Source organism: Salinivibrio sp. AR647, from assembly GCF_001995415.1.
Lineage (GTDB): Bacteria > Pseudomonadota > Gammaproteobacteria > Enterobacterales > Vibrionaceae > Salinivibrio > Salinivibrio costicola.
This window is the reverse complement of record NZ_MUFE01000005.1, coordinates 298,448-319,519: the sequence shown is the minus strand read 5'-3', so window position 1 is coordinate 319,519 and position 21,072 is coordinate 298,448. Positions and strand designations below refer to the sequence as shown.

The window sequence follows — 21,072 nt, the reverse complement described above, 5'->3', positions numbered from 1 at the left end:
AAGGACAGACACTAGATCACGCCCAGCTCACGCAGACGTTCCATTAAGTAGCTTTTCGCAGTGTGGCGAGAAGACAACACCACTTCTGGTTTGGGATGCAAAAACAGTGGTAAGGAAATACGTGCTTTAGTTTTATCCGCCCCCTCAGGGTTTATCACGCGATGGGTGGTTGATGGGAAATAGCCGCCCGATGCCTCTTGCAGCATATCACCAATATTGACAATCAAATTGCCAAAATCACACGGTACATCCAACCAACTACCATCTTTGGCTTTCACCTGCAGGCCCGGCTCATTCGCCGCCGGAAGGATAGTGAGCAAGTTAATATCCTCGTGCGCGGCGGCCCGGATTGCACCTAGCTCTTCATCACCGTTTAACGGCGGATAATGTAATACGCGCAGTAACGTCTGTTCACTCCCCGCAATCATACTCGACAGTGATTGTGAGTAGTGCTCACTGACGCTGACAGGCGATTGACGCTCAACCCAAGACAACAAGGTTTCAGCTAAACTGGTCGCTTGTTGATAATAAGATTGCAGGTTATCTCGTCGTGCTTCAGGACACTGCCCCCAAGGGTAATAATGAAAGAACTCCTTTAGATCACGCTTGGTATGGCCTTTCGCCGTTTCCGCAATTTTAGCGGGGAAAAAGCCATCTTGCGTGTCTGACTTAAAGGTGAAATCGTGCTTTTCCTCGGTGTTAAAAAAGCCTTCCCACTCTTGGTAAATATCAGCGACTCGCTGCTGTTGTAGCGGGTGGTTTTTAAGAACGCCAAAGCCTGTTTCACGTAAAGATTCAACAAATGCTTGCTCCGCATTCGGTGCTTGGAAGTCAATAGCTTGCAGTATCATAGGGTACTCGTAATCGTTTGCTTTTTATCGTGAGGTTGTCGCATGCATAGTCTAACAGCGCGATCGAGAGGCACAACGCGATTCTGTACTCATGTGGAAACACTTTATTTCCATACAGGAACAATATGTTAACGATGAGCAAACGTGTTTGGCGTGTTACACTCTGGCTTTATTGAACGCATGGAGGTTATATGGGCGTTATTCGTTGGATCCTTGGAAAAATTATTCTCGTTGTCGAGGCCTTAACCAAACCTAAGTCTCCCAAGTTAAGTGCAGAACAAACACAAGCACTTGAGCGGTTGTCAGAACAATTCACGCTCTATCAATTTGCTGCATGCCCGTTTTGTGTCAAAGTTCGTCAGGCGAGTCGCAAACTGGGGCTACCTTTGGCGGTTAAAGATGCCAAACGTGATCTGGCCGCACGGCAAGCGCTTGAGCAAGGTGGTGGCCGTATTAAAGTGCCCTGTTTGCGTATCGAAGATGATGCTGGAGACACACGTTGGATGTACGAATCGGATGACATTATCGCGTATTTAAATCAGCAAACAGCACCAATCATCAACAAGATCTAGCCAATCGTTTAGAGGGGGCTTTTTTGGTAACAACGCCCCTGCTTGCCTTTACGCCTCAATGCAGTAACAACGCTTGCATTGAGGTTATTCAACCGCCCGCGCCATCGCTTGGGGAGTCTCTCTTTAAATACTCCCTAAGACCGCAAATGCCACTGTGCTGACAGCTCCCACGACCATAACGTAAGGAAATTGCGTACGGATATGATCAACGTGATCATTGCCTGTTGCCATCGACGCAACAATGCCGGTATCACTGATTGGTGACGTCATATCGCCAAAAATCGCCCCAGATATCGATGCGCCAATCATCAAGTGCGGGTCAATGCCTGCCGCAGCGCCAACCTGAATACCTATCGGGATCATGATTGCAAACGTGCCCCACGAGGTCCCGGTCGCCAGTGACATGATAGCGGCAATCACAAAGACAAAAGCGGCTGATAATCCCGCAGGCAAAATGCCATCAATCACCTGAGTGATGTAGTGTCCCGTATGTAAGTCTGCCGATAAATCCCCCATTAAAAATGCCAGCGACATAATTGCCCCCAGAGGCATCATATTGGCGTATCCGGCTAACAGGTGGCGGAAAAAGGCATCTAACGACAAGACACGCGTGCCGATAAAGAAAGCCATCGCGACCGCAGTCCCTCCCATCACCGCCCAAAAAACAGCAGTCGAGCCAGACCCAGAGGCAATATCGCCATTACCGGTGATAAACAGGCCCACCGGCACCATTAAAATGGTGCTCAGTAACGGCAGAACAAAATAGCTCACTTTGCCTAGCGGCTCATCATCGCGCTGATGATCGCCAGCAATAGGAAAGGCGCCCTCACGCAGTACTTGCCCGGCTGCTGCACGTTGGTCAGCTTTCGCCATTGGCCCCCAACTCGCCCCAGTGAGCACATAAAACAGCACTGCTAGCAAGGAGAGCCACGCCATTAAGTTGTAAGGAATAGCGTGCAATAGAATGTTGAAGGGCTCCCCTTCAACATAACCTTTGCTGACTTGCACGCCGATAATCGCCATCATCGCGGCACCCCAACCATTGATCATCACACTAGAGCAGGTCGCGACGCAGGATGACTGGATCACATAGGCGAGCTTCTCGCGAGAGACGCGATAGTGATCGGCTAAATCACGACTCACCGTCCCCGCTGACATAATGGAAATGGAGCTTTCAATAAAAATCAGCATGGTGGTGACCATCGCGAGCAACTGCACCGCAATCGGATTTTTCACCAATTGAGCACGCTCGGTGAGCGCATGAATCACGGCCCGCGTGCCACCAGTGACTTGGATAAGACGAATTAATCCACCCACCATAAAACAAAACAAGATGGTGCGCGTGTTTCCCGCACTGGCAAACACACCAATATAACTATCCAGTGCCTTGGCGACGCCAGCGAATGGATTGAAATTGGCGATCACGGTATAACCCACCATCGCCCCTGTCAGTAGCGACAAAATGACCTGACGCGTGACCACCGCAAGCACAATCGTGACCAGGGGCGTCACCACCGTCCAGACGCCATAATCGGTCATGATGCCTCCTGATCGAGCGCATACAGGAGATCATCAATCAAGTCACGACTGTCTTCAATGCCGACCGAGAGCCGGAAGGTGGTATCGAAAACCCCCATCGCCTCGCGTTCCTCTTCACTCATGGAGCCGTGAGACATGGACGCTGAATGGTTAATCATACTTTCCACACCACCCAGCGATTCCGCCAAGATAAAGTAACGTAAGCGGCTTAAAAATCGCTCGCTTTCGACCCGCGTGCCTTTTAACTGAATGGTGACGACTGCTCCCCCTGAGCGCATTTGCGTCTGACAAAGCGCATGTTGCGGGTGTGACGGTAAGCCCGGATAGAAAACCGCTTCAATGGCAGGGTGGTTTTCCAGCGCGGTCGCAACGTTTAGCGCATTATCGCATTGACGCTGCATACGCAGATCGAGCGTTTTTAATCCGCGTAACGCGAGATAAGCATCAAATGGCGAGGCAATTGCGCCGACCGTGGTTTTGGCAAAATCAATTTTTTTCGCCAAGGTTTCATCTGCGGTGACCAGCGCGCCGCCAATCATGTCAGAATGCCCACCAATGTATTTGCTGGTCGACAACATCACAATATCCGCCCCCAAGCTCAGTGGCGTTTGGTTCCAGGCGGTCGCAAAGGTGTTATCCACACAGGTTAATAAGGCATGCTCGCGGGCAAACTGGCAAATCGCAGCAATATCAACCAGTTCTAACAAGGGATTCGTCGGAGTTTCAATCCAAACCATGGCAGTACTTGGTTTGACGGCTGCCGCCACGGCGTCCAAGTCATTGAGATCAACATAATCGACACTGAGTCCGTTATTGCGGGCGCGGAGTTTGTCGAACAAGCGATGTGTACCCCCATACACACCACGCATCGCAATAATGTGCGCGCCTGCGGGTAGCAGTTCTAAGGCCAAGGCTGTCGCAGCCATCCCCGAGGCCGTCGCGGTCGCATAACAGCCTTGCTCGAGCGCCGCCAACGCACTCTCGTAAGCATATCGTGTTGGATTGCCAACACGGGAGTAGCCAAAGTCTGCTTGATGGCTCAGATCGGGCTGAATAAAGCTACTGGCGGTATAAATCGGAGTAAAAGCCGCATGGTGACCTTTGTCGGTTTGATCACCACCATGAACAGCAAGGGTAGAAAAATGAGGATTTCTCATGTCAGAGCTCTTTATTGGTATAAAAAATCGTCAAAATGGCAAATATAAGTCATTATCACGACTATAAAACATAATGACATGATAATACCCGCACAAATAAAAACTTTAACAGAATTATATTCTATTACGTTCTATATAATAACTGAGGGCATGTTAGCGATTTATCCGTACTTTCTTGAGGAAGTTACCCGCTCAAGCTAGGTTTAAAAAATAACAGCACAAGGAAGGAACAACATGGTAACCATCGAGAGTGCAACGACACAGTCGCATAAAAAGCGCAGCACACACTTTCTTTTGATAGCGACAGTATTCTTGGCATTGCTAGCATCACGTGTTGAAGCTACGCCAATGCTGAAGATATCCGGTGACGTAGCAAAACAAACGCTAACCCGTGAACAACTCATTCAGCTGGCGGATCGCACGATCAAAACACAAACGCCATGGACCGAAGGAGAACAGGTTTTTCTTGGTGTCTCTGCCCAAAAACTGTTAGAAACGGTGAATAAGCCCGCACATAGCCTCAAAGCCTATGCGCTGAATGATTATTGGGCGACAATTCCGAGAGACGATATCAAAAAATATAATCCCATCTTCGCGATTAAAAAGAATGGCGACTGGATGCGGGTTCGAGACAAAGGTCCCATTTGGGTTATCTATCCACTCTCGGCCTTTAGCCAACTTGAAAATGAAGTACTACACAGCCGAATGGCATGGCAAGTCAATCGTGTTGAAGTGTTAAAAGAGTAGCGTCCAGCGCCTATATTAAAAAGCACAATGCGGCGAAAAACAGCCGATAACACCACTTGAGATAGAGAGTTGATGAGGTACAAAGTCGAATGGTAAAGCGCCCTCTTATTGCTTTTGTTATGTTTGTCTTCACGGCTCTACTCTTGACCGCGACGGCGCTTTATCAATTTCATCAAGCTTATACGAAACAAACACTTCATACCCAGCTGTCTGCCTGGGCACTTGCCCAAATGGAATTAGAGACCCTCGAGTTTCGAAATGACTTGGCACTCTATCTTGTCGAGGATTCAAGCCCAAGACGATCACTGCTTCTTACCTATGACATCTTATGGAGTCGGTACGATACATTTTTAAGTAGTCAAGAAACAGCGGCAATGCGACGCGCTTTCAATGCCCAACCTATTGTGGAGCGCGCTTTTCGACTCATTCAACGGCATGAGCAGGCTGTGTTAAACGGTGATCGAGAACGGCTTCAAAATTTGCTCAATGAAATAGACATTGTGCTTCCCCAAATTCGTAACTTGATGGTGAATAACTTTACGGGTCCAGCCTCCATCGAACAGCGCGCATTTCTCGATGAGAAAATCAAAGTGATGTACGCTGCAATGTTCATACTCACATTAGTATTGATTTTTTTCGCGTTTCGCCTGTATCGCAATAGCAGCAAGCAACAAGAATTGGCGTGGCAGGATCGCCTCACCGGCTTACCCAACCGAAACTATCTTCTGGACTGCCTGTATAAAGCGGTCCAGCAAAACCGTATACATACCTTACTGTTGATAGATATCCGTCGTTTTAAAGACATCAACGATTTGATGGGGTATGAGCAAGGGGATAAGGCATTAACAAAACTTGCCAGTCAGTTAAACAGCATTTGTTTGCCTTATGGGTATCCATGTGCGCGTGTCAGTAGCAATGAGTTTGCAGTGCTTGCTTACTCGGATGGTCGTCATCTCAGCTTTTTCACCCAACCATTATGTGACTCACTACGTCGTGCTATTGACAGTATTTATCCAGGCCATCGATTGTCCTTGGCAATAGGTATCGCAAAAAGTCTTGATGTTGATACCCACTCAGGAAACAGTCACTGGCAGTTTGCCAATGAGTTGCTTAATAACGCTGACCTTGCCTTAATGAGAGCCAAACAAGCGCCTGTCACGAAAGACAGTATTGACACCTTTAAAACGGAGTATGAACAAGAAGCGCAACAACGTCGTAGGCTCCGCGATGAATTAAAGGCCCACTTGATAGACCCATACCAAGATGCACTTTATGTCGCTTTTCAGCCTATTGTATCGGCGGATCCAAATCGATTAGGTTGCGAGGCTTTAGTTCGCTGGCATCATCCTGAGTACGGGCCAATTAACCCGGAACTTATCGTAAATGTCGCCGAAGAGTCAGGGCTCGGGCAGCGCTTAGGTACGTGGATACTGCAACAAGTTCATCTCGCGCTCAATACAGAATGGCAAAGTATCAATACGCATATTGATATCGCCGTTAACCTTTCCGATTCATTTTTCAATGAGTCTTTAATTGCTGATGTAATAACGATTTTCGCCAAACACCCAGAACAACGCAAACAACTCATTTTTGAAGTCACAGAAACAATGACCATTGATGATATCGGTCGATTCAGTCTTTTGATGAACCAGCTTCGTGATGTCGGGATCCGTATCGCGCTTGACGACTTTGGAACCGGCTGGTCGTCCATGGCAGTGCTCAATCATTTAAGCTTCGACAAAGTCAAAGTCGATCGCTCATTTGTCACTGGCATGGCAGATATAACACGACAGCAAGTGCTCGTTGATACCATTTGCCACATGGCCCACCAACTTGGTATCCATGTGGTCGCCGAGGGAGTTGAAACTAGGGAGCAGTTAACCAGCCTTCAGCAAATGGGGGTCGATGAGTTTCAGGGTTATTTTTTCGCCAAACCCCTATCAGCAATAGACTTTTATGCATTTTGTATTGACTACCTGAACCAGAAGAACGTATTACTTTCCAAGTAATCAATCAAAAACCTCTTCAATATCAACAACTTTTGACCTATTTACTGTGATTTTCCAGCGCTGATAAACGGTTGACTGACCTTTAATCCGTTGGCAGCTGATCAGATTAAATTGATGCCGTTTTTCCACCGAATCTTTTAGCACTTGTCCTTCATTAAGGCGATACAAGCGTTGGCTACCGCGGTCCATTAACCGAGAAAAAGAGCGAAAGTCAAATTTCCATACATCTCTGGTGGTGTCGTATCCCGATAAAAAACGGGTCGTTTCTAGTTGTGTTTTTACCTTAAGTCGTACAACCGCTTCTTCTCGCTGACGCAATTTACCACGGCGTAGCTTTTTCACCTCATCAGGTAAGGTGTTATAGTCAAGGTAATCAAGCCATTCAAGCTGTCGTCCAATTTGCCTATTCGACGTCGGATCAATAAAGCGCTTACGCCATTTGGGGCGACCTCTACGGATCCACCGCCAAAGCGCTTCACGCAAATCATCTTTAAAGATCTCACGTAATGCATAGATCCCTGCCATTGCAAGCACAAAAGACAACGTGATTTCTCCCAGATACTGACGAGCATGAATAATCACCGTGGTCACAAAGAGCATCACAAACGCGGTCGCTGAAGCCTTAGCAAGCTTATTCAGATTTTTGCCCAAAGCCTGTGGAATTTGTCGAATCGTGACAGGAAATTCAATCAATCGGCGTGCTAAACGCATCTTATTGACCATACGCGTTGGATCGCGCACCGCTTTATCCGAGTTATAGCGATTAACCAGTCGATGCGCCTCTTCAGCCTGACATAGCTCAATCAATTGTTGACGGACCGTTTTATACACGTTCCCACGTGGCATATGCGCAAGTAGCGAGAGGAAACGCTGTTCCGTCAACCATGACAAGTAATTATCTTATGATAGTACTTGAGCAGTTTGGTATCTTGCGGTTTATAGCGGCGTAAACGACGCAAAATTTCAACCGCCATTTCAATGGTATCTTCTAACTGCTCAAGAGCATCAGCGTCATCAAGCCCTGATACGGACTCAAAAAAGTCATGCGTCGCTTTTTCCAGTGACAAGGCGTATTGATAGGCATAAAGACTCAAGCTGACGCGATATTGCTCAGTAGGAAGTTTATCGCGACTGGCTAGACGGGCATGAACGAGCGGTAAGTGATAGCGGGACGTGAAATAAGTACGACTATTAGCAAGCACGCGGTAGTAAAAATCGTCTTCAGACAGCACATGTTTACCAAACTTCAGTTCGCCAGGCACGAAAAGGTAGAATGCCACCTCTTGCGCACTCACTTCTTCATTAAGCACCGCTATCCTGACTGACAGCCCTTCATGTTTGTCTACCGTGATCACGACTACTCTCCTGTGAACGCCACCCTGTTTATGCCGCGCCAACCCTGTTACGCGACCGCGCTATGTTTCAACCAAGCAAGATCTTTCAACGAAACAGGCGCTTCGCCTCGCGAGTATCGCATATTTGCTAAGATTCTGTTTGAAAACTTAGGCTCTATTTAAAAACTTAGGCTCTGTTTAAAAACGCAGATCCTGTTTAGAAACGTTATCACCGCTCAAAACAATATGGTTAAATTTTAGCCAAACCGTATAAATTAGGTTTCCTTCCCGCTCTTACCTGACGTGTTACCATTACTTACAAAGAAATTAACGAGGTTATCCACAGATACGGTAGATAACTTTATGCCCCGAACGCTAAATGTAGTTCAACCAACACCATATCTAGTATGCGTTTTAGCGACCCACGAATAATGGTCGTGGCCAGATCCTCACAATGTCATACAAAAAAAGCGAGCCACTGCCCGCTTATGTATTCTCAGACGCCAAGGCTATTTAACTTGCCACAACCTGACGTAAGCGCTCCTGTACCACATTCACTAGAAGATCAGGTTGGAATTTGGAGATAAACCGATTACACCCTACCTTCTCAACCATTGCTTCGTTAAAACTGCCACTCAACGAGGTATTTAGTGCAATGTACAAGTCACTCATTCGGCTATCAGAACGCACTTCGTGCGTCAGTTTGTAGCCATCCATTTCTGGCATTTCTGCATCGGTGATCATCAGCAAAATTTCGTCACTGACATTTTTGCCTTCATCGCACCAGCTCTTCAGCAAATTCAATGCTTCAGCACCGTTTTTCTTGATGATGCACTCGACGCCAAACTGCGACAGTGTTTCACTAACCTGCGCTCGTGCCGTCGATGAGTCATCCACGACCAATACACGCTGTCCAGCCATGTAAGGCGTAATTTGCGGATCAAGCACATCTTCCGACACACCAACTTCATAGGCGACAATTTCTGCCAAGACTTTTTCTACATCGACAATCTCAACCAAACGAGTTTGTCCATCAAAGTCTTGGCGAGTAATCGCGGTCAGGTAGTTATTACGGCCTGAGCTTGCCGGCGGCTCCATGATTTCATCCCAGCCCATATTCTTGATATTAATCACTTGACCCACCAAGAAGGCTTGAATAGTGCGATTGTATTCCGTCACGATGACGTTGCACTCATCAGACATCCCGATGGTTCCCATACCAATCGACTGGCGTAAGTCAATCACTGGGATCGATTTACCTCGGATCATCGCCACGCCACGAATATTAGGATGCGAGCCCGGCATTTGGTTGAGCTTAGGCACCTTGATAACTTCGCGGACTTTAAAAACGTTGATGGCAAAAGGTTGGCTAGAACCTAGATAAAACATTAACAGCTCAAGGCGGTTCTCACCCACCAGCCGTGTCCGCGAATCTACCGAATCTAAAATATTGGTCATAGTTCACTCAACCGTCGTGTTACTGCTCATTCGCATGTATCCGGACACGTATATTTGCTTATCGACGTGCCGCTGTTCACGACTTTTCTATTGTGCTCTGGGCACCGAGACAAAAAAAAGTCTAGTCTTATTTTAGGTAAGATATGGCGACAGGCAACCTATTTGCTCATATTAGGCATACCTTTCGCCTTACAGCTTACCCGTTTTAGTCCCACATTTTAACAAAAGGTGCGAGGAAAAAGCGTGGCTGACACCACGTTTAAATGAGACTATCAATAAGTTTCAAATATGAGACAATACGGATGGATTAGGTATCTTTTCCCGAATCAGACCCTATCCTTGTATAAGAATAGGTGAACAATGCTAAGGCTGTTACCATAACTAAACGATTGACGATTACACGCAGAGTGATGCTATGAAGAGCAAAGCTAATCAAGCACAAGGCATGTTGATGTTCCGCCTCACCGCCACCCAATCTTTCGCGATTGGTACGCTAAAAGTGCGGGAGATCATTCCTTTTCAGCCGCTCACGGATTTGCCCGGCTCCCATCCAACGGTGATAGGGACCACCAGTTTCCGTGGCATCGCCACCCCCGTGATTGATATGGCGAAAGCTATTGGCTACAAGCCTGTTGCCAAGTCCGAGTGGGCGTCTTGTTATATCATCGTCACGGATTGCCAACGCCGCGTGATGGGTTTTTTGGTACGTGGAATCGATAAAATCAGCGAATGTGATTGGCGCTCTATTTCTGAGCCGCCCGAAACCTTAGGAACGCGCGCGTTCTTAACCGGTGTTATGCACATCGACGATAAACTCGTGCAGCTCCTTGATGTGGAATACATCATGGAGCATATTTTCCCATCCGATCCCGACAAGCTCCATCCTATCTTAGCCGATGTGGATCGTGAAAAACTCAAGCCGATGAATATCCTGCTAGTCGATGACTCCTTAACCGCCAGAAGACAGCTTTCTGAGGCATTGGATAGTATTAACATCCCCTATTTTGTGACGAATAACGGCCTAGAAGCGCTGCAAATGATGAAAAACGCCGCATCAGCCGGCAAGCCATTTGACATCATTGTCAGTGATATTGAAATGCCAGGCATCGATGGCTACGAGCTGGCGTTTGAAATCCGTAATGATGATAAATTGGCAGAAGCATACTTAATCCTGCATACCTCATTGTCCAGTGACATTAGCGTTGATCGTGCTAAACAAGTGGGCGCCCATGAAGCACTCACAAAGTTTGACGCCACCGAGCTGGTACAAGCGATGTTGCGCGGCGCCATGATGAAAACATCGGGTTCATCGGTCAAGTTAGAAGGTAGCCCAACCGACTATTGACGGTCATCGGACGGGCCATGGCTGGGATTGATATGTGTCATAACACTGTCAATGTCAGCCTGTTATCTTTGCCACCATCAAACAAGTTCATCGAGATGTAGGATGGTCGAAAAGGTGTTCGCCTCAGGGTATCTCAGTATCAAGGCTCATACTGACTCTTCTATCGCCCTCTCGGCGACTCAAGTGACCAAAAACTCCCCACCTCAAGCGGAAAAAGGCTGGGTTTGCTGCCGCGCTTGTGGTTTAATTTTTTCATACTTCAAAAAATAGAAGGCGACTATGATGACCAGCGTATACGAGATCGTTAAGCACTCACGACAAAAGAACAAGCTAAAACGCGAAATCCAAGACAACGACAAAAAAATCCGAGACAACCAAAAACGTGTTGTCTTACTCGAAAACTTGTTGGATTACATCCAACCAGAAATGTCGTACGAAGATATCGTCGAAATCATCAAGAACATGAAAGGTGATTATGAAGACCGCGTCGATGACCACATCATCAAAAACGCGGAGATTTCTAAGCAACGCCGTGAAATCAGCCGCACCATCAAAGAGCTCACCAAGCAAAGCAAGAGTGGGAAGTAATCCCGTTGCTTAACCGACTAAAAGAAACCCGCCAAAAGGCGGGTTTTTTTAAATGGCGAGAGGGTTAGCGATAGGCTCACCAAACATGGGCAACGGCCGTTCATTGCTATCATCGTAACCAATGTTGAATCTGACCCGATTGATACACACTTTCTCTTTGGTCTCACTCAACACATCAAACAGCGCAAAACGGGCGCTAAGCGCCGGATGCGCGTGTTGATAAGCCCGAAGCGTATCACCTAACTGGCGATAAAACTGAGTTTCACTAACGCCAAGTGAGACAAACCATGGCGAGATAAAGCGTAACGTCGTCACGAAATGTCCGGTATACAGGTCGTGAACTAGATAGTGTGGTGGCAAGTGTTTAATATTACCTCGTACATCTTTATCCAAGCTATTTAGCTCCGGAAATGGCTGATCGACAAAGCGTAGGTCACCATGAAAATCTTTGATCATACAACCTACAGGGACGTCACCCTCAAGCACTACCGTTATGTTTTGCCCATGGGCGACGAGACCAATCCCGTATTGACACAGCAAGTGATAAAGGGGCACAACAACGTGATCAAACAAACGCTGCAACCATTCGTTAGGCGTTAACGCGGTGCGCGTAATCAGCGCTTCCACACAACTTATCCCATCGCCTCCGGCTTGCATCAACGTCGCCAAACTCATAGGTCGCTGATTCGATAGCAGCAAGCTTTCCGCACGTTCACGCCAAACACATCCCAACATCTCATGGTATTTGTAGCAACTGTCTATCTGCGCCTGATAAGGCTGTGGGCAATATATCCCTGCCACTTCTTGTTGCACGTGCATGCCAAGACGGGACAGTAGATCGTCCTGACTCACACACTCTGAGAGCCATTTTGACAGCACGGGGCCGTGCGCAATAAAGCTGCCGGGCACGCCGCGATAGCAAGACGTATTAAGGATCGTCAGCGCGGTTTTAACATCGTATTTTCCTTGGTTATCCGCACGACTCAAGGTACGAATAGACTGTTGCGCTAGCCACTGCTCAGGACGCGTACCTAAATCAATTATCTTTCCAGAAGCAATTGAAGAAGCGTATTGGCTGTAGATATAACGCTGCATCTGCCAAGGATGAACCATCATGATAAGGTAATCATGCTTATCCGCCGGCAAGCGCGACATAAGCGCGTCATAAGCAGCTGGCGATAGTGTATCGATGAGCAAACTTGCCTGATCCAGCCCCTCACAAAAACCATGTTGTGCGCAGTCTCGATGTACAGCGATATAATGCAAGGCAAAAACGTTACCGTATTCAGGTGCATACTGCTGGCTCTCTTGCTGTCCCCAGCCTAACCGGCCTTTGTTGGCAAGAAACTTAGGGTGTGCATCCAAATAGGCCTGGCGAGCCGATTCAGATAACGCGACCAGTTCATCGGCTGGCATAACATCTAACATTGCAAGATGTTGCTGTTCGGCGCTGAGGGTTTCTTGTAACTCTTCAATCAGCCCACCGAGGTGGAGTGGCGTCATCTTAATCTCTGGCTGTAAATCTATTATTAGCGCGATGAGCTCGGGCTGATGATTATCCCCACGTGACACACTGCCGATATCCACAATCACCATGCCCCATAGGCTCATGGTGGCTGAAAACGACCAGTTCGCATTAGGGAGAGTGAGTTGATAGTCGCGCCCTTCGGTATGAGAGACGGTAATCGCGTTTTCAAAATGAAGCTCTCTGATGGTTTTTGCGAGCAACTTCTGATTGGCTGCTTGCAAATAATTCCCCTGCATTTCCTATGTCCTTTATGCGTTATTTTTCACCAATTTAAGTGAAATGTGGCAATTCGGTTATCAATGTATTGACATAAGGAACAAAGATCAATAATCATAATGATATCCATTATCATTTGATGATGGGAAAAAGGTAGTGATTCAGTAGTACTGCAGGGATGCAGCCTCACCAACCCTGCAGTGTTGTGACGAATAAGGATAATTATGAACACCATAAAAGCAGTCGGCTTTTCACTCTCGCCGCTGGCGTTAGTGATCAGCGCCCATCTCGCCCATGCCGCCCCTTCTGCGGCCAATACCGAAACCATCATTGTGACCGGTAGTAAGATTCAAACGACCATCGCCGATTCCGCCAGCACCAACTGGGTAATCACCAATGAAGAATTAACCCGTGAAATTCAAGGCGGTGAGTCATTAAAAGGCGCGCTCGGGAAGCTGATCCCAAGCTTTGACTTTGGCAGCACCAACGCACGCACCAATGCCTCACAGAATTTGCGTGGTCGCAGCGCGCAAATCATGATTGATGGCGTCGCATTGAATGCCGCGCGCACTATCAGCCGCCAACTGGATAGTATCGACCCCTTTAATGTTGCTCGTGTTGAGGTACTGTCAGGCGCGACCTCCATTTATGGCGCGGGCGCAACCGGCGGTATTATCAATATCATCACCAAACGCGGTGAAGCGGGCGATGCCCAGCTCGAGGTTCACACCGGCGTCACCACTGGGTTTAACAACAGCGACGACCTGACCAAAAAAGCCGCGGTCGCGGTATCCGGCGGCAGTGATACCTTGCAAGGGCGCTTGTCAGTAGCGTATGAAGGCAAAGGCGCGGCCTACGACGGCAATGGCGATCCTATTCTGCCCGATGTGACCCAAACCGATACCCAATTTAATGACAGCATTGATGTGATGGGCAGCCTCGATTACCGCCCAGATGACGAACAGCACCTCTCTCTGACTGCTCAATACTATGATAGTCAGCAGGATACGGATTATGGGATTGATTATGGGCCTATGTTTGCGGGTCTTAAAGACGATTCGCTGATTAAACGCTCCGATGGGCTAAAGCTGGATGAGCAACCCTTCACTGAACGCATGATGCTCAACGCTCAATACAGTAATGCTAACGTCTTTAACCATTCCTTACTGGCCCAAGCTTATTATCGTGAAGAAACATTTGGATTCTTTCCGTTCCCCGTTAGTGCACTACAAATGAAATATCTTGGGGCTTCAGAGCAAAGCAACCAGGTTATCGGCGCAAAAGTCTTGTTCGAGAAAGAATTCGATAATCTAACACTCAACTACGGAACAGACTTTAGCCAAGAGAAATTCGATGCATTTCAGCGTATCTATGATCAAGGAACGAGCCTGACCAGTAATGGACTAGAGTTTAAGCACCTCGGGGATGTAGGTCGTTATCCTGATTTTACTACCCATAATGTAGGCGTATTTGCTCAAGCAGATTGGTCCGTTAACGATAAACTAAATGCCTTTGCCGGATTACGCTACCAGTACACCAAGTATAAAGGCGATGACTTTATCGGTTTTGCAGAGCAAGCCAAAATACTCGTTGGAAAACTAAATAGCGCGGGTACTATCCTCGGTGGCACGACGGATAAAGATATTTGGCTCGCGAATGCAGGACTCAAGTATGAACTGACCGACAACCAACAAGTTTGGGCCAACTTTAGCCAAGGCTTTAATATGCCAGACCCAGGCAAATTCTACGGAAAAGGCAAATATTCAGGTGGCACAGACGCCACTTTAATAGATAGCGTGAGTGTTAAAAATACGGAATTGGATGGGGTAAAAACCAACTCCGTTGAGCTAGGCTGGCGAACTCAGCAACAAGACTATAATGCACAAGTCGCAGCGTACTATTCGATTTCGGATAAGTCGTACAAGTACAACGGAAACTTGGATGTCGAGTTAGATAACGACAAACAGCGTATTTACGGACTTGAAGGGCAGCTCAAATATTATCTTACCGATACGTGGTACAGCCGCGCCCAAGGGCACCTCGTACAAAGCGAGGTAAAAGAGGATGGCAACTGGGATGAACTAAGCATCTACGACGCGAGCCCTTCTACCGCGATGGCGGCAGTCGGCTATGAGAACTTCGATTGGGGCACAGAGCTCAACCTCCAACACGTTGGCGATCTATCTGATCAAGATAATGATCGCATCGAAGGTTACGAGCTTGTCGGCCTAAATGGTTACTACACTTTGCCAATCGGCCAACTTAACTTCGGCATCCAAAACCTGTTCGATAAAAACTATCAGACTATTTGGAGCCAAAAAGCGCAAAAAGTCTATAGTGACTACGGACTTGGCAATTTATTCAACTACGCCGGTGTGGGCCGTACCTTTAGCTTGAGCTACAGCGCCACGTTCTAATTATGTTCCTTTTCGCGCCCAGTCCTCGCTGGGCGCCTTTTCTCCCAATGTGTTTCAACCATAGTTGCACCACAACATTGCCCAATAAGCCCGTGTCTGTAAGGAGTTGTCATGACACATCCCCTGAGTTTGAATGCGTTTTTCAATGCGTTGTTTGTCGAGCACCCACACACGCGTGTGATAAAAGGTCAGCCTGACCACGCCTGTTTTCCGTGCGAGCAGGGCGAATTATTGTTGCCGCTCACCTACACCTCAGCAGCCGGTCGTCATCGCTATCAAGGGGACATACTGTGGCGCGGTGGCGAAGGTGAAGCTGCCCCTACTACCTTTGCCGATGCAGTATGCCGTATCGCCGAGTTGGTACCCGAGTTGAGTGGCGAGCGTATCGATCGCTTTGCATCACGTGTTAGTCAGTCTGACGCCTATGTGCAGCGGGCAGAGGCACATTGGCAACACAGGTTCGCCGACCGCTGGCCACAGCGTTTTATCGAATCGGAGCAGTCTCTGACCGGCGGTCATAGCATGCACCCTGCCCCCAAGAGCAATGAACCACTGACGCCCGAACAGCAAGAGACGTATCTACCCGAATTTGCGCAGTCATTTGCGATTGAATGGTTTGCGGTTGCGCCGGGGCAATGGACAGGTGAAGGGGTCAACCATGATGTACTCGACACCTTGCAATCCTTGTTTGTCGATAGCGTGGGCTTAACCCATGCGGCCAATTTGCCGCAAGGCTGGCTTCCCTTGCCCATGCATCCTTTACAAGCGCAAGCATGGCGTGACAGTGATGACGCACGTGCACTCAAAAACAGCGTGATTGATTTAGCCTTGACCAGTAGCGGCTGGCTGGCGACCTCATCGTCACGCGCCATCTATCATCCCGACCATCAGTGGATGTTAAAAGTCTCTCTGCCTGTCAAGCTCACTAACTCGGTACGGCTATTAACCGCCACTGAAGCCAAGCGTGGTGCCTTACTGAGTAAAATGCTCAACGCAGCCCCCGGACAAACGCTGCAGCAGCGAGCCGCCACGACGACCTTTATCGAAGAGCCGGTCTGGTGCACTATTTTGTCCGCGCAAGGTGAGCCTTTATCACTGCCTCTGGTGAGCTTGCGCGACAATATTTTCGCCCACCAAGCCGATCAAGATGTCCACCTGCTCGCCAGTATCAACCAGCCACATGGGCAAGGCAGCCAAATTGGCGCGCTGATCGCGCAAGCCGCACAACATCATCAATGGACACAGCACGACGCCGCACATCATTGGTTAGCCGCCTTCTTGGACCATATTCTGTATCCCCTGTGTTTGGCACGCAGCGATTATGGCATCTTGTTACTGGCCCATCAGCAAAATATCTTGCTGCGTACCGCGCACGGTTTGCCTAGCGCCATGATGTACAGAGACTGCCAAGGTATTTGGGTCACCGACCCTGCCCCTGCGCTGTTCCCCGATGCATTCAGTGAAGGGTTACCAAGCTGTTACGTGCCAGCCGACAAGGTTGATCCGTATCTGAGCTACTACCTGATTGGTAATACACTAATCAATACACTTTCCGCGATCAGCGAAGCCACCGGTGTCACCGAGCAGCGTTTGTGGCAGGTATGCCGTCAAGCTTTCGCAACTTGGCGAGCGAGCCATCCTGTGGATAGCCGCCTGTATGACTATCTTCTCGACTCGCCGACTCTGCACTGGAAACGGAACTTCCACACTTTCCTCGCCGATCACAATGAAGCGACACTGGCCGATCCCAGCCAAATTTACACGGATATCGATAACCCATTTTATGGTGATAACGCACTGGGCTCATGCGTATTTAAACCGGTCAATCTTGATCGCACCGTGGGGCTTCGCAGCCACTCGCTCGACGCGTCTTATCACCTCATCGACGTGATGGAACATGGTCAAGCCAAAGCGACCTTCGTGCTGCACAAACCGGACAATGACACCGCAACGCTAACCACGCGCTATTGCAATGATCAATCACTCTGGTGGGCGGCGGTTGAGCACGCCTTTTATCAGCATCAGTGCCAAGCACTGTATGCCAGTGATTATCCTCACGCTCTGCAATCCGTCGTCGCCCCCTGCACACCACTGACACTGTCGCAGTTTAAACAACACTGCCCGATTTGGCACCAAGCTCAGTCACCCTCCAATGAGGTATACCAAACCGCAGAGAACGGTTTAACCCACCCAACGCGACCTGAGAAACCACAAGGCGTGTTCTATCGTCGCTACTTTTATCACCTCAAGCGCACACTAACGCTACGTCCAGCAGAAACGAAACGCGATCTTGCTTGCTTTCACGCCTGGCACAACCATCCGGATATTGCCCCGATTTGGGAGTTAGAGGGCTCGCTCAAGTTTCATCGCCAATATCTGCAAAAGGCCCATCACGATGCGCACTTGCTCCCCGTGATTGGCGAGTTTGATGGAAAGCCTTTCGGCTACTTTGAAATTTATTGGGTCGCGGAAGACCGGCTTGGACCTTACTACGATGTCGATGCTTTCGATCGTGGTATGCATATGTTAGTTGGTAATTCCGACTTTTTGGGTCGCCAATACTTTAATACCTGGGCGCAATCTATTATCCATTACTGTTTCTTAGCCGAGCCTCGTACCCGAAACGTAATGGGTGAGCCTAATGCAACAAATTGGCGCGTAGCCCGAATTGCTCGCGGTGTGGGCATGAAAAAACAAAAAGAATTCGATTTTCCCCATAAGCGCGCTGCACTGATGCAATGTGAGCGTAACGACTTTTTCGCACGTTATGCGCAATAAGGATGCAGTTATGACAAGGCATTATTCTATTTTAGGTGTAGGGCTTGGCCCCTTTAATCTCAGTGCGGCGGCGCTGCTGGCTCCCTACAGTCAGTCCATTTCGAATTTGTTTGTTGAGCAAAAGCCACGGTTTGCGTGGCATCCCGGCTTATTGCTGGATGATGCGAAAATGCAAACCTCATACCTAAAAGACATGGTGACGGCCGTCGACCCAACGAGCCCTTACACCTTTATTAATTACCTGGTTAAGACCAAAAAATTTTATCCCTTTACCGCGCGGGGCGAACAGACGGTATCGCGGTTAGAGTTTTCTGATTATATGGCTTGGGTGGCTCATCAGCTTCCCAACACCCAATTCGATACGCCAGTACTGAATATCATGCCTCACGGCTCAGGCTTCGCGGTGAGTACGCCACACGGACAATTGAGCTGCGATCATTTGATCGTTGGCACCGGTACCCAACCGTTTATGCCTGACTGTGCTGCGCCATTTGTGGGTGAGCGGGTCTTTCATGCCAGTGAACTTGCCCTCCGACAACCGGACTTAAGGGGTAAAAAAGTTGCCATTGTTGGTGGTGGTCAAACCGGTGCCGATGTCTTCCAGCATCTCTTTGATGGTGAATTTGGTAAAGTAGCGCATATTGATTGGATTTCTCGCCGTCCTAACCTGCAAGGATTAGATGAGAACCCTTTTACTGATCAGTATTTTATCCCTGATTACGCAGAGCAGTTTCATAGCCTCGACCCCAAGATCAAACACACTCAGCTTGCGCAACAAAAGCTTGCCAGTGATGGGATTACCGACGACTGCTTGCAAGGACTGTATCAACGCCTGTATCACGATAAATATGTGCGCCGGTCACCGCAATGGTGGCGACTGCTTCCAGGACAAACGCTTACTGGGATGCAATCACACCAAGCAGGTTACCAGTTAGCGACCACAGCTACCTTGACCGGAGTAACCACAGCACTCGATGCAGAGGTGGTGATCTTGTGTACTGGTTTTTCTCGCGCACTCCCTCAGTGCCTCGATACTTTAAGCGACCACCTCGACCTTGATGACGAGGGACGACCGAATGTGAATGCTCACTACCGAGTAAAAATGCGTGAAGGCAGTTCACTCGCTTTATATATGATGAATGTCGGCACCCATTGTCACGGTATTATTGAGCCACAATTGAGTCTCGCGGCCTGGCGGGCAGCAACCATTATTAATGCGATTAGCGACACGCCCCTATACGACATTACGCATCATCACGGCTTACTCGACTGGACGCTGACTGAGTCCTCCACACAGTCAGCTCAGATGCAAAAGGTAGCAGGCTGGTAATGGCGTACACACAAACAAAGCCCGCGACACAGACCGCTAAATGGCAGTCTATCACCTTAACGTCTATTGCTGCTCTGATGGGCATTGGACAAAACGGGCTGTTGGTCTCGCTGCCACTGTTAGTGGCACAAGGCGGATTTTCATTGTCAACCTGGGCGGTGATCATAGCGGTGGGTAGTGTACTCTTTCTCCCTGCTGCGCCTTTTTGGGGACGTATAAGCGATCAGTACGGCCCCAAATTTGTGGTTCTTCAAGCCTTAATCGGCATGGCTATTAGCTTTGTCCTGTTACTGATCGCCACGCTGGGCGCGCAAAACAGCCTCAACCAATGGCCTTGGTTAGCATTAGCGCTGATGGCAAGAGTCGTGTATGGCTTAACCGTGGCGGGCATGGTTCCCGCCAATCAGCATTGGGCCGTGTTACTCGCTGGCGAGGCACGCCGCATGCAGGCGATCACCTCAATCAGTATTGGTTTAAGTCTCGGTCGCTTGGCCGGCCCATTAATCGCCTCGGCGGTTTTGATCGTCAGCCCGTATGCCTCACTTGTGCTGATGTTATTACTGCCATTAATCGCCACATTGGTTATCAGCCTCATGCCTCACCGTGAGGGCCAGAAAGATACATCAAGCTCGCCTGTCAGTCAGTGGCTGGCGCCAAAAGCTATTTGGCCCTATATGGGATATGGACTCGCCGTGTGTGCAGCAATTGCCCTATTGCAATACAACCTCACGCCGATACTCCATACCATCACCGAATGGTCTGCCAGTAAAGTTAGCCAGATGATGAGCTATTTGCTTACCTTAAGCGGCATTGCAACGCTCACCGTACAAGTGTTGGTGGTAAAAAAACAGCGTCTAAGCATCGACCACATGCTGGGCATCGGCGCAATCAGCTTAGTTGCAGGTTATAGCTTACTTTTACTCCCTACCCTGGGCGCATTAATCGTTGCTATGCTCGTAATATCAGGGGCCTGTGCGTTGCTGATCCCTGCCTATACTAGCCAAGCGATGCAAAGGCTCGACAATGAACCGGGGAAAGTCAGTGGTTATATCGCTATGGCGCATACGCTCGGATATGGATTCGCGTCACTATTAGCGACATTAACACTTAATTATCCACCTCTTCCCATCATCACTTGCGTCAGCCTTGCAACCATGGTGCTACTGGGCATATTAAATGCAGCATATAAACAGTGAACCAACT

The 21,072-nt window shown here is 48.6% G+C and carries 14 protein-coding genes and 1 pseudogene; 9 read left to right on the top strand and 6 right to left on the bottom strand.

Annotated features, from left to right (window positions below; all coding sequences use genetic code 11):
• Positions 1-11 precede the first annotated feature (11 nt).
• On the bottom strand, positions 12-851 hold the full coding sequence (locus BZG76_RS08185) for a 2OG-Fe(II) oxygenase family protein (protein WP_077460876.1): 840 nt from the start codon (positions 849-851) through the stop codon (positions 12-14).
• Between the two features lie 191 nt (positions 852-1,042).
• Here BZG76_RS08185 and BZG76_RS08180 point away from each other — a divergent pair, with 191 nt between their 5' ends.
• Complete coding sequence (locus BZG76_RS08180) at positions 1,043-1,423, top strand: glutaredoxin family protein (protein ID WP_077460875.1); 381 nt, start codon at positions 1,043-1,045, stop codon at positions 1,421-1,423.
• Positions 1,424-1,546: 123 nt separating this feature from the next.
• On the opposite strand, the gene BZG76_RS08175 is transcribed toward BZG76_RS08180, so the two are convergent.
• Both BZG76_RS08175 and BZG76_RS08170 read right to left on the bottom strand, forming a co-directional pair.
• Entirely contained in the window at positions 1,547-2,962 is a 1,416-nt protein-coding gene (locus BZG76_RS08175; RefSeq protein WP_025744878.1) for a Na+/H+ antiporter NhaC family protein, read from the bottom strand.
• Positions 2,959-4,119, bottom strand: coding sequence for a trans-sulfuration enzyme family protein (locus BZG76_RS08170; protein ID WP_077460874.1), 1,161 nt, complete (start codon positions 4,117-4,119; stop codon positions 2,959-2,961). Before BZG76_RS08170 ends, BZG76_RS08175 begins: the two co-directional genes overlap by 4 nt.
• Positions 4,120-4,353: 234 nt before the next feature.
• Here BZG76_RS08170 and BZG76_RS08165 point away from each other — a divergent pair, with 234 nt between their 5' ends.
• Positions 4,354-4,866 (top strand): hypothetical protein, encoded by a 513-nt coding sequence (locus tag BZG76_RS08165; protein ID WP_077460873.1) that lies wholly within the window; start codon positions 4,354-4,356, stop codon positions 4,864-4,866.
• A gap of 89 nt (positions 4,867-4,955) precedes the next feature.
• Entirely contained in the window at positions 4,956-6,875 is a 1,920-nt protein-coding gene (locus BZG76_RS08160) for a putative bifunctional diguanylate cyclase/phosphodiesterase (protein ID WP_077460872.1), read from the top strand.
• On the opposite strand, the pseudogene BZG76_RS08155 reads toward BZG76_RS08160, so the two are convergent.
• Positions 6,876-8,230 (bottom strand): annotated as a pseudogene (locus BZG76_RS08155) (hypothetical protein). It abuts the gene before it with no gap.
• A 492-nt stretch (positions 8,231-8,722) separates the two neighbouring features.
• Complete coding sequence (locus BZG76_RS08150) at positions 8,723-9,667, bottom strand: chemotaxis protein CheV (protein WP_077460871.1); 945 nt, start codon at positions 9,665-9,667, stop codon at positions 8,723-8,725.
• Between the two features lie 415 nt (positions 9,668-10,082).
• Here BZG76_RS08150 and BZG76_RS08145 point away from each other — a divergent pair, with 415 nt between their 5' ends.
• Positions 10,083-11,012: a chemotaxis protein CheV gene (locus tag BZG76_RS08145; RefSeq protein WP_025744876.1), complete on the top strand. Its 930-nt coding sequence runs from the start codon at positions 10,083-10,085 to the stop codon at positions 11,010-11,012.
• A 282-nt stretch (positions 11,013-11,294) separates the two neighbouring features.
• Positions 11,295-11,600: a DUF496 family protein gene (locus BZG76_RS08140; protein WP_077460870.1), complete on the top strand. Its 306-nt coding sequence runs from the start codon at positions 11,295-11,297 to the stop codon at positions 11,598-11,600.
• A 48-nt stretch (positions 11,601-11,648) separates the two neighbouring features.
• Here BZG76_RS08140 and BZG76_RS08135 read toward each other — a convergent pair whose 3' ends face one another.
• Complete coding sequence (locus tag BZG76_RS08135) at positions 11,649-13,364, bottom strand: IucA/IucC family protein (RefSeq protein ID WP_077460869.1); 1,716 nt, start codon at positions 13,362-13,364, stop codon at positions 11,649-11,651.
• A 204-nt stretch (positions 13,365-13,568) separates the two neighbouring features.
• Here BZG76_RS08135 and BZG76_RS08130 point away from each other — a divergent pair, with 204 nt between their 5' ends.
• From BZG76_RS08130 to BZG76_RS08115, 4 genes are all read left to right on the top strand, one after another.
• Positions 13,569-15,761 (top strand): TonB-dependent receptor, encoded by a 2,193-nt coding sequence (locus tag BZG76_RS08130; protein ID WP_077460868.1) that lies wholly within the window; start codon positions 13,569-13,571, stop codon positions 15,759-15,761.
• A 111-nt stretch (positions 15,762-15,872) separates the two neighbouring features.
• Complete coding sequence (locus tag BZG76_RS08125) at positions 15,873-18,539, top strand: GNAT family N-acetyltransferase (protein ID WP_077460867.1); 2,667 nt, start codon at positions 15,873-15,875, stop codon at positions 18,537-18,539.
• A gap of 10 nt (positions 18,540-18,549) precedes the next feature.
• Positions 18,550-19,869: a lysine N(6)-hydroxylase/L-ornithine N(5)-oxygenase family protein gene (locus tag BZG76_RS08120; RefSeq protein ID WP_241824064.1), complete on the top strand. Its 1,320-nt coding sequence runs from the start codon at positions 18,550-18,552 to the stop codon at positions 19,867-19,869.
• Entirely contained in the window at positions 19,869-21,065 is a 1,197-nt protein-coding gene (locus tag BZG76_RS08115; RefSeq protein ID WP_077460865.1) for an MFS transporter, read from the top strand. The genes BZG76_RS08120 and BZG76_RS08115 overlap by 1 nt, the downstream gene beginning before the upstream one ends.
• Positions 21,066-21,072 lie beyond the last annotated feature (7 nt).

Coding starts and splice junctions, on each gene's coding strand:
- BZG76_RS08185 (WP_077460876.1), bottom strand. CDS start 851: ATGATACTGCAAGCTATTGACTTCCAAGCACCGAATGCGGAGCAAGCA.
- BZG76_RS08180 (WP_077460875.1), top strand. CDS start 1,043: ATGGGCGTTATTCGTTGGATCCTTGGAAAAATTATTCTCGTTGTCGAG.
- BZG76_RS08175 (WP_025744878.1), bottom strand. CDS start 2,962: ATGACCGATTATGGCGTCTGGACGGTGGTGACGCCCCTGGTCACGATT.
- BZG76_RS08170 (WP_077460874.1), bottom strand. CDS start 4,119: ATGAGAAATCCTCATTTTTCTACCCTTGCTGTTCATGGTGGTGATCAA.
- BZG76_RS08165 (WP_077460873.1), top strand. CDS start 4,354: ATGGTAACCATCGAGAGTGCAACGACACAGTCGCATAAAAAGCGCAGC.
- BZG76_RS08160 (WP_077460872.1), top strand. CDS start 4,956: ATGGTAAAGCGCCCTCTTATTGCTTTTGTTATGTTTGTCTTCACGGCT.
- BZG76_RS08150 (WP_077460871.1), bottom strand. CDS start 9,667: ATGACCAATATTTTAGATTCGGTAGATTCGCGGACACGGCTGGTGGGT.
- BZG76_RS08145 (WP_025744876.1), top strand. CDS start 10,083: ATGAAGAGCAAAGCTAATCAAGCACAAGGCATGTTGATGTTCCGCCTC.
- BZG76_RS08140 (WP_077460870.1), top strand. CDS start 11,295: ATGACCAGCGTATACGAGATCGTTAAGCACTCACGACAAAAGAACAAG.
- BZG76_RS08135 (WP_077460869.1), bottom strand. CDS start 13,364: ATGCAGGGGAATTATTTGCAAGCAGCCAATCAGAAGTTGCTCGCAAAA.
- BZG76_RS08130 (WP_077460868.1), top strand. CDS start 13,569: ATGAACACCATAAAAGCAGTCGGCTTTTCACTCTCGCCGCTGGCGTTA.
- BZG76_RS08125 (WP_077460867.1), top strand. CDS start 15,873: ATGACACATCCCCTGAGTTTGAATGCGTTTTTCAATGCGTTGTTTGTC.
- BZG76_RS08120 (WP_241824064.1), top strand. CDS start 18,550: ATGACAAGGCATTATTCTATTTTAGGTGTAGGGCTTGGCCCCTTTAAT.
- BZG76_RS08115 (WP_077460865.1), top strand. CDS start 19,869: ATGGCGTACACACAAACAAAGCCCGCGACACAGACCGCTAAATGGCAG.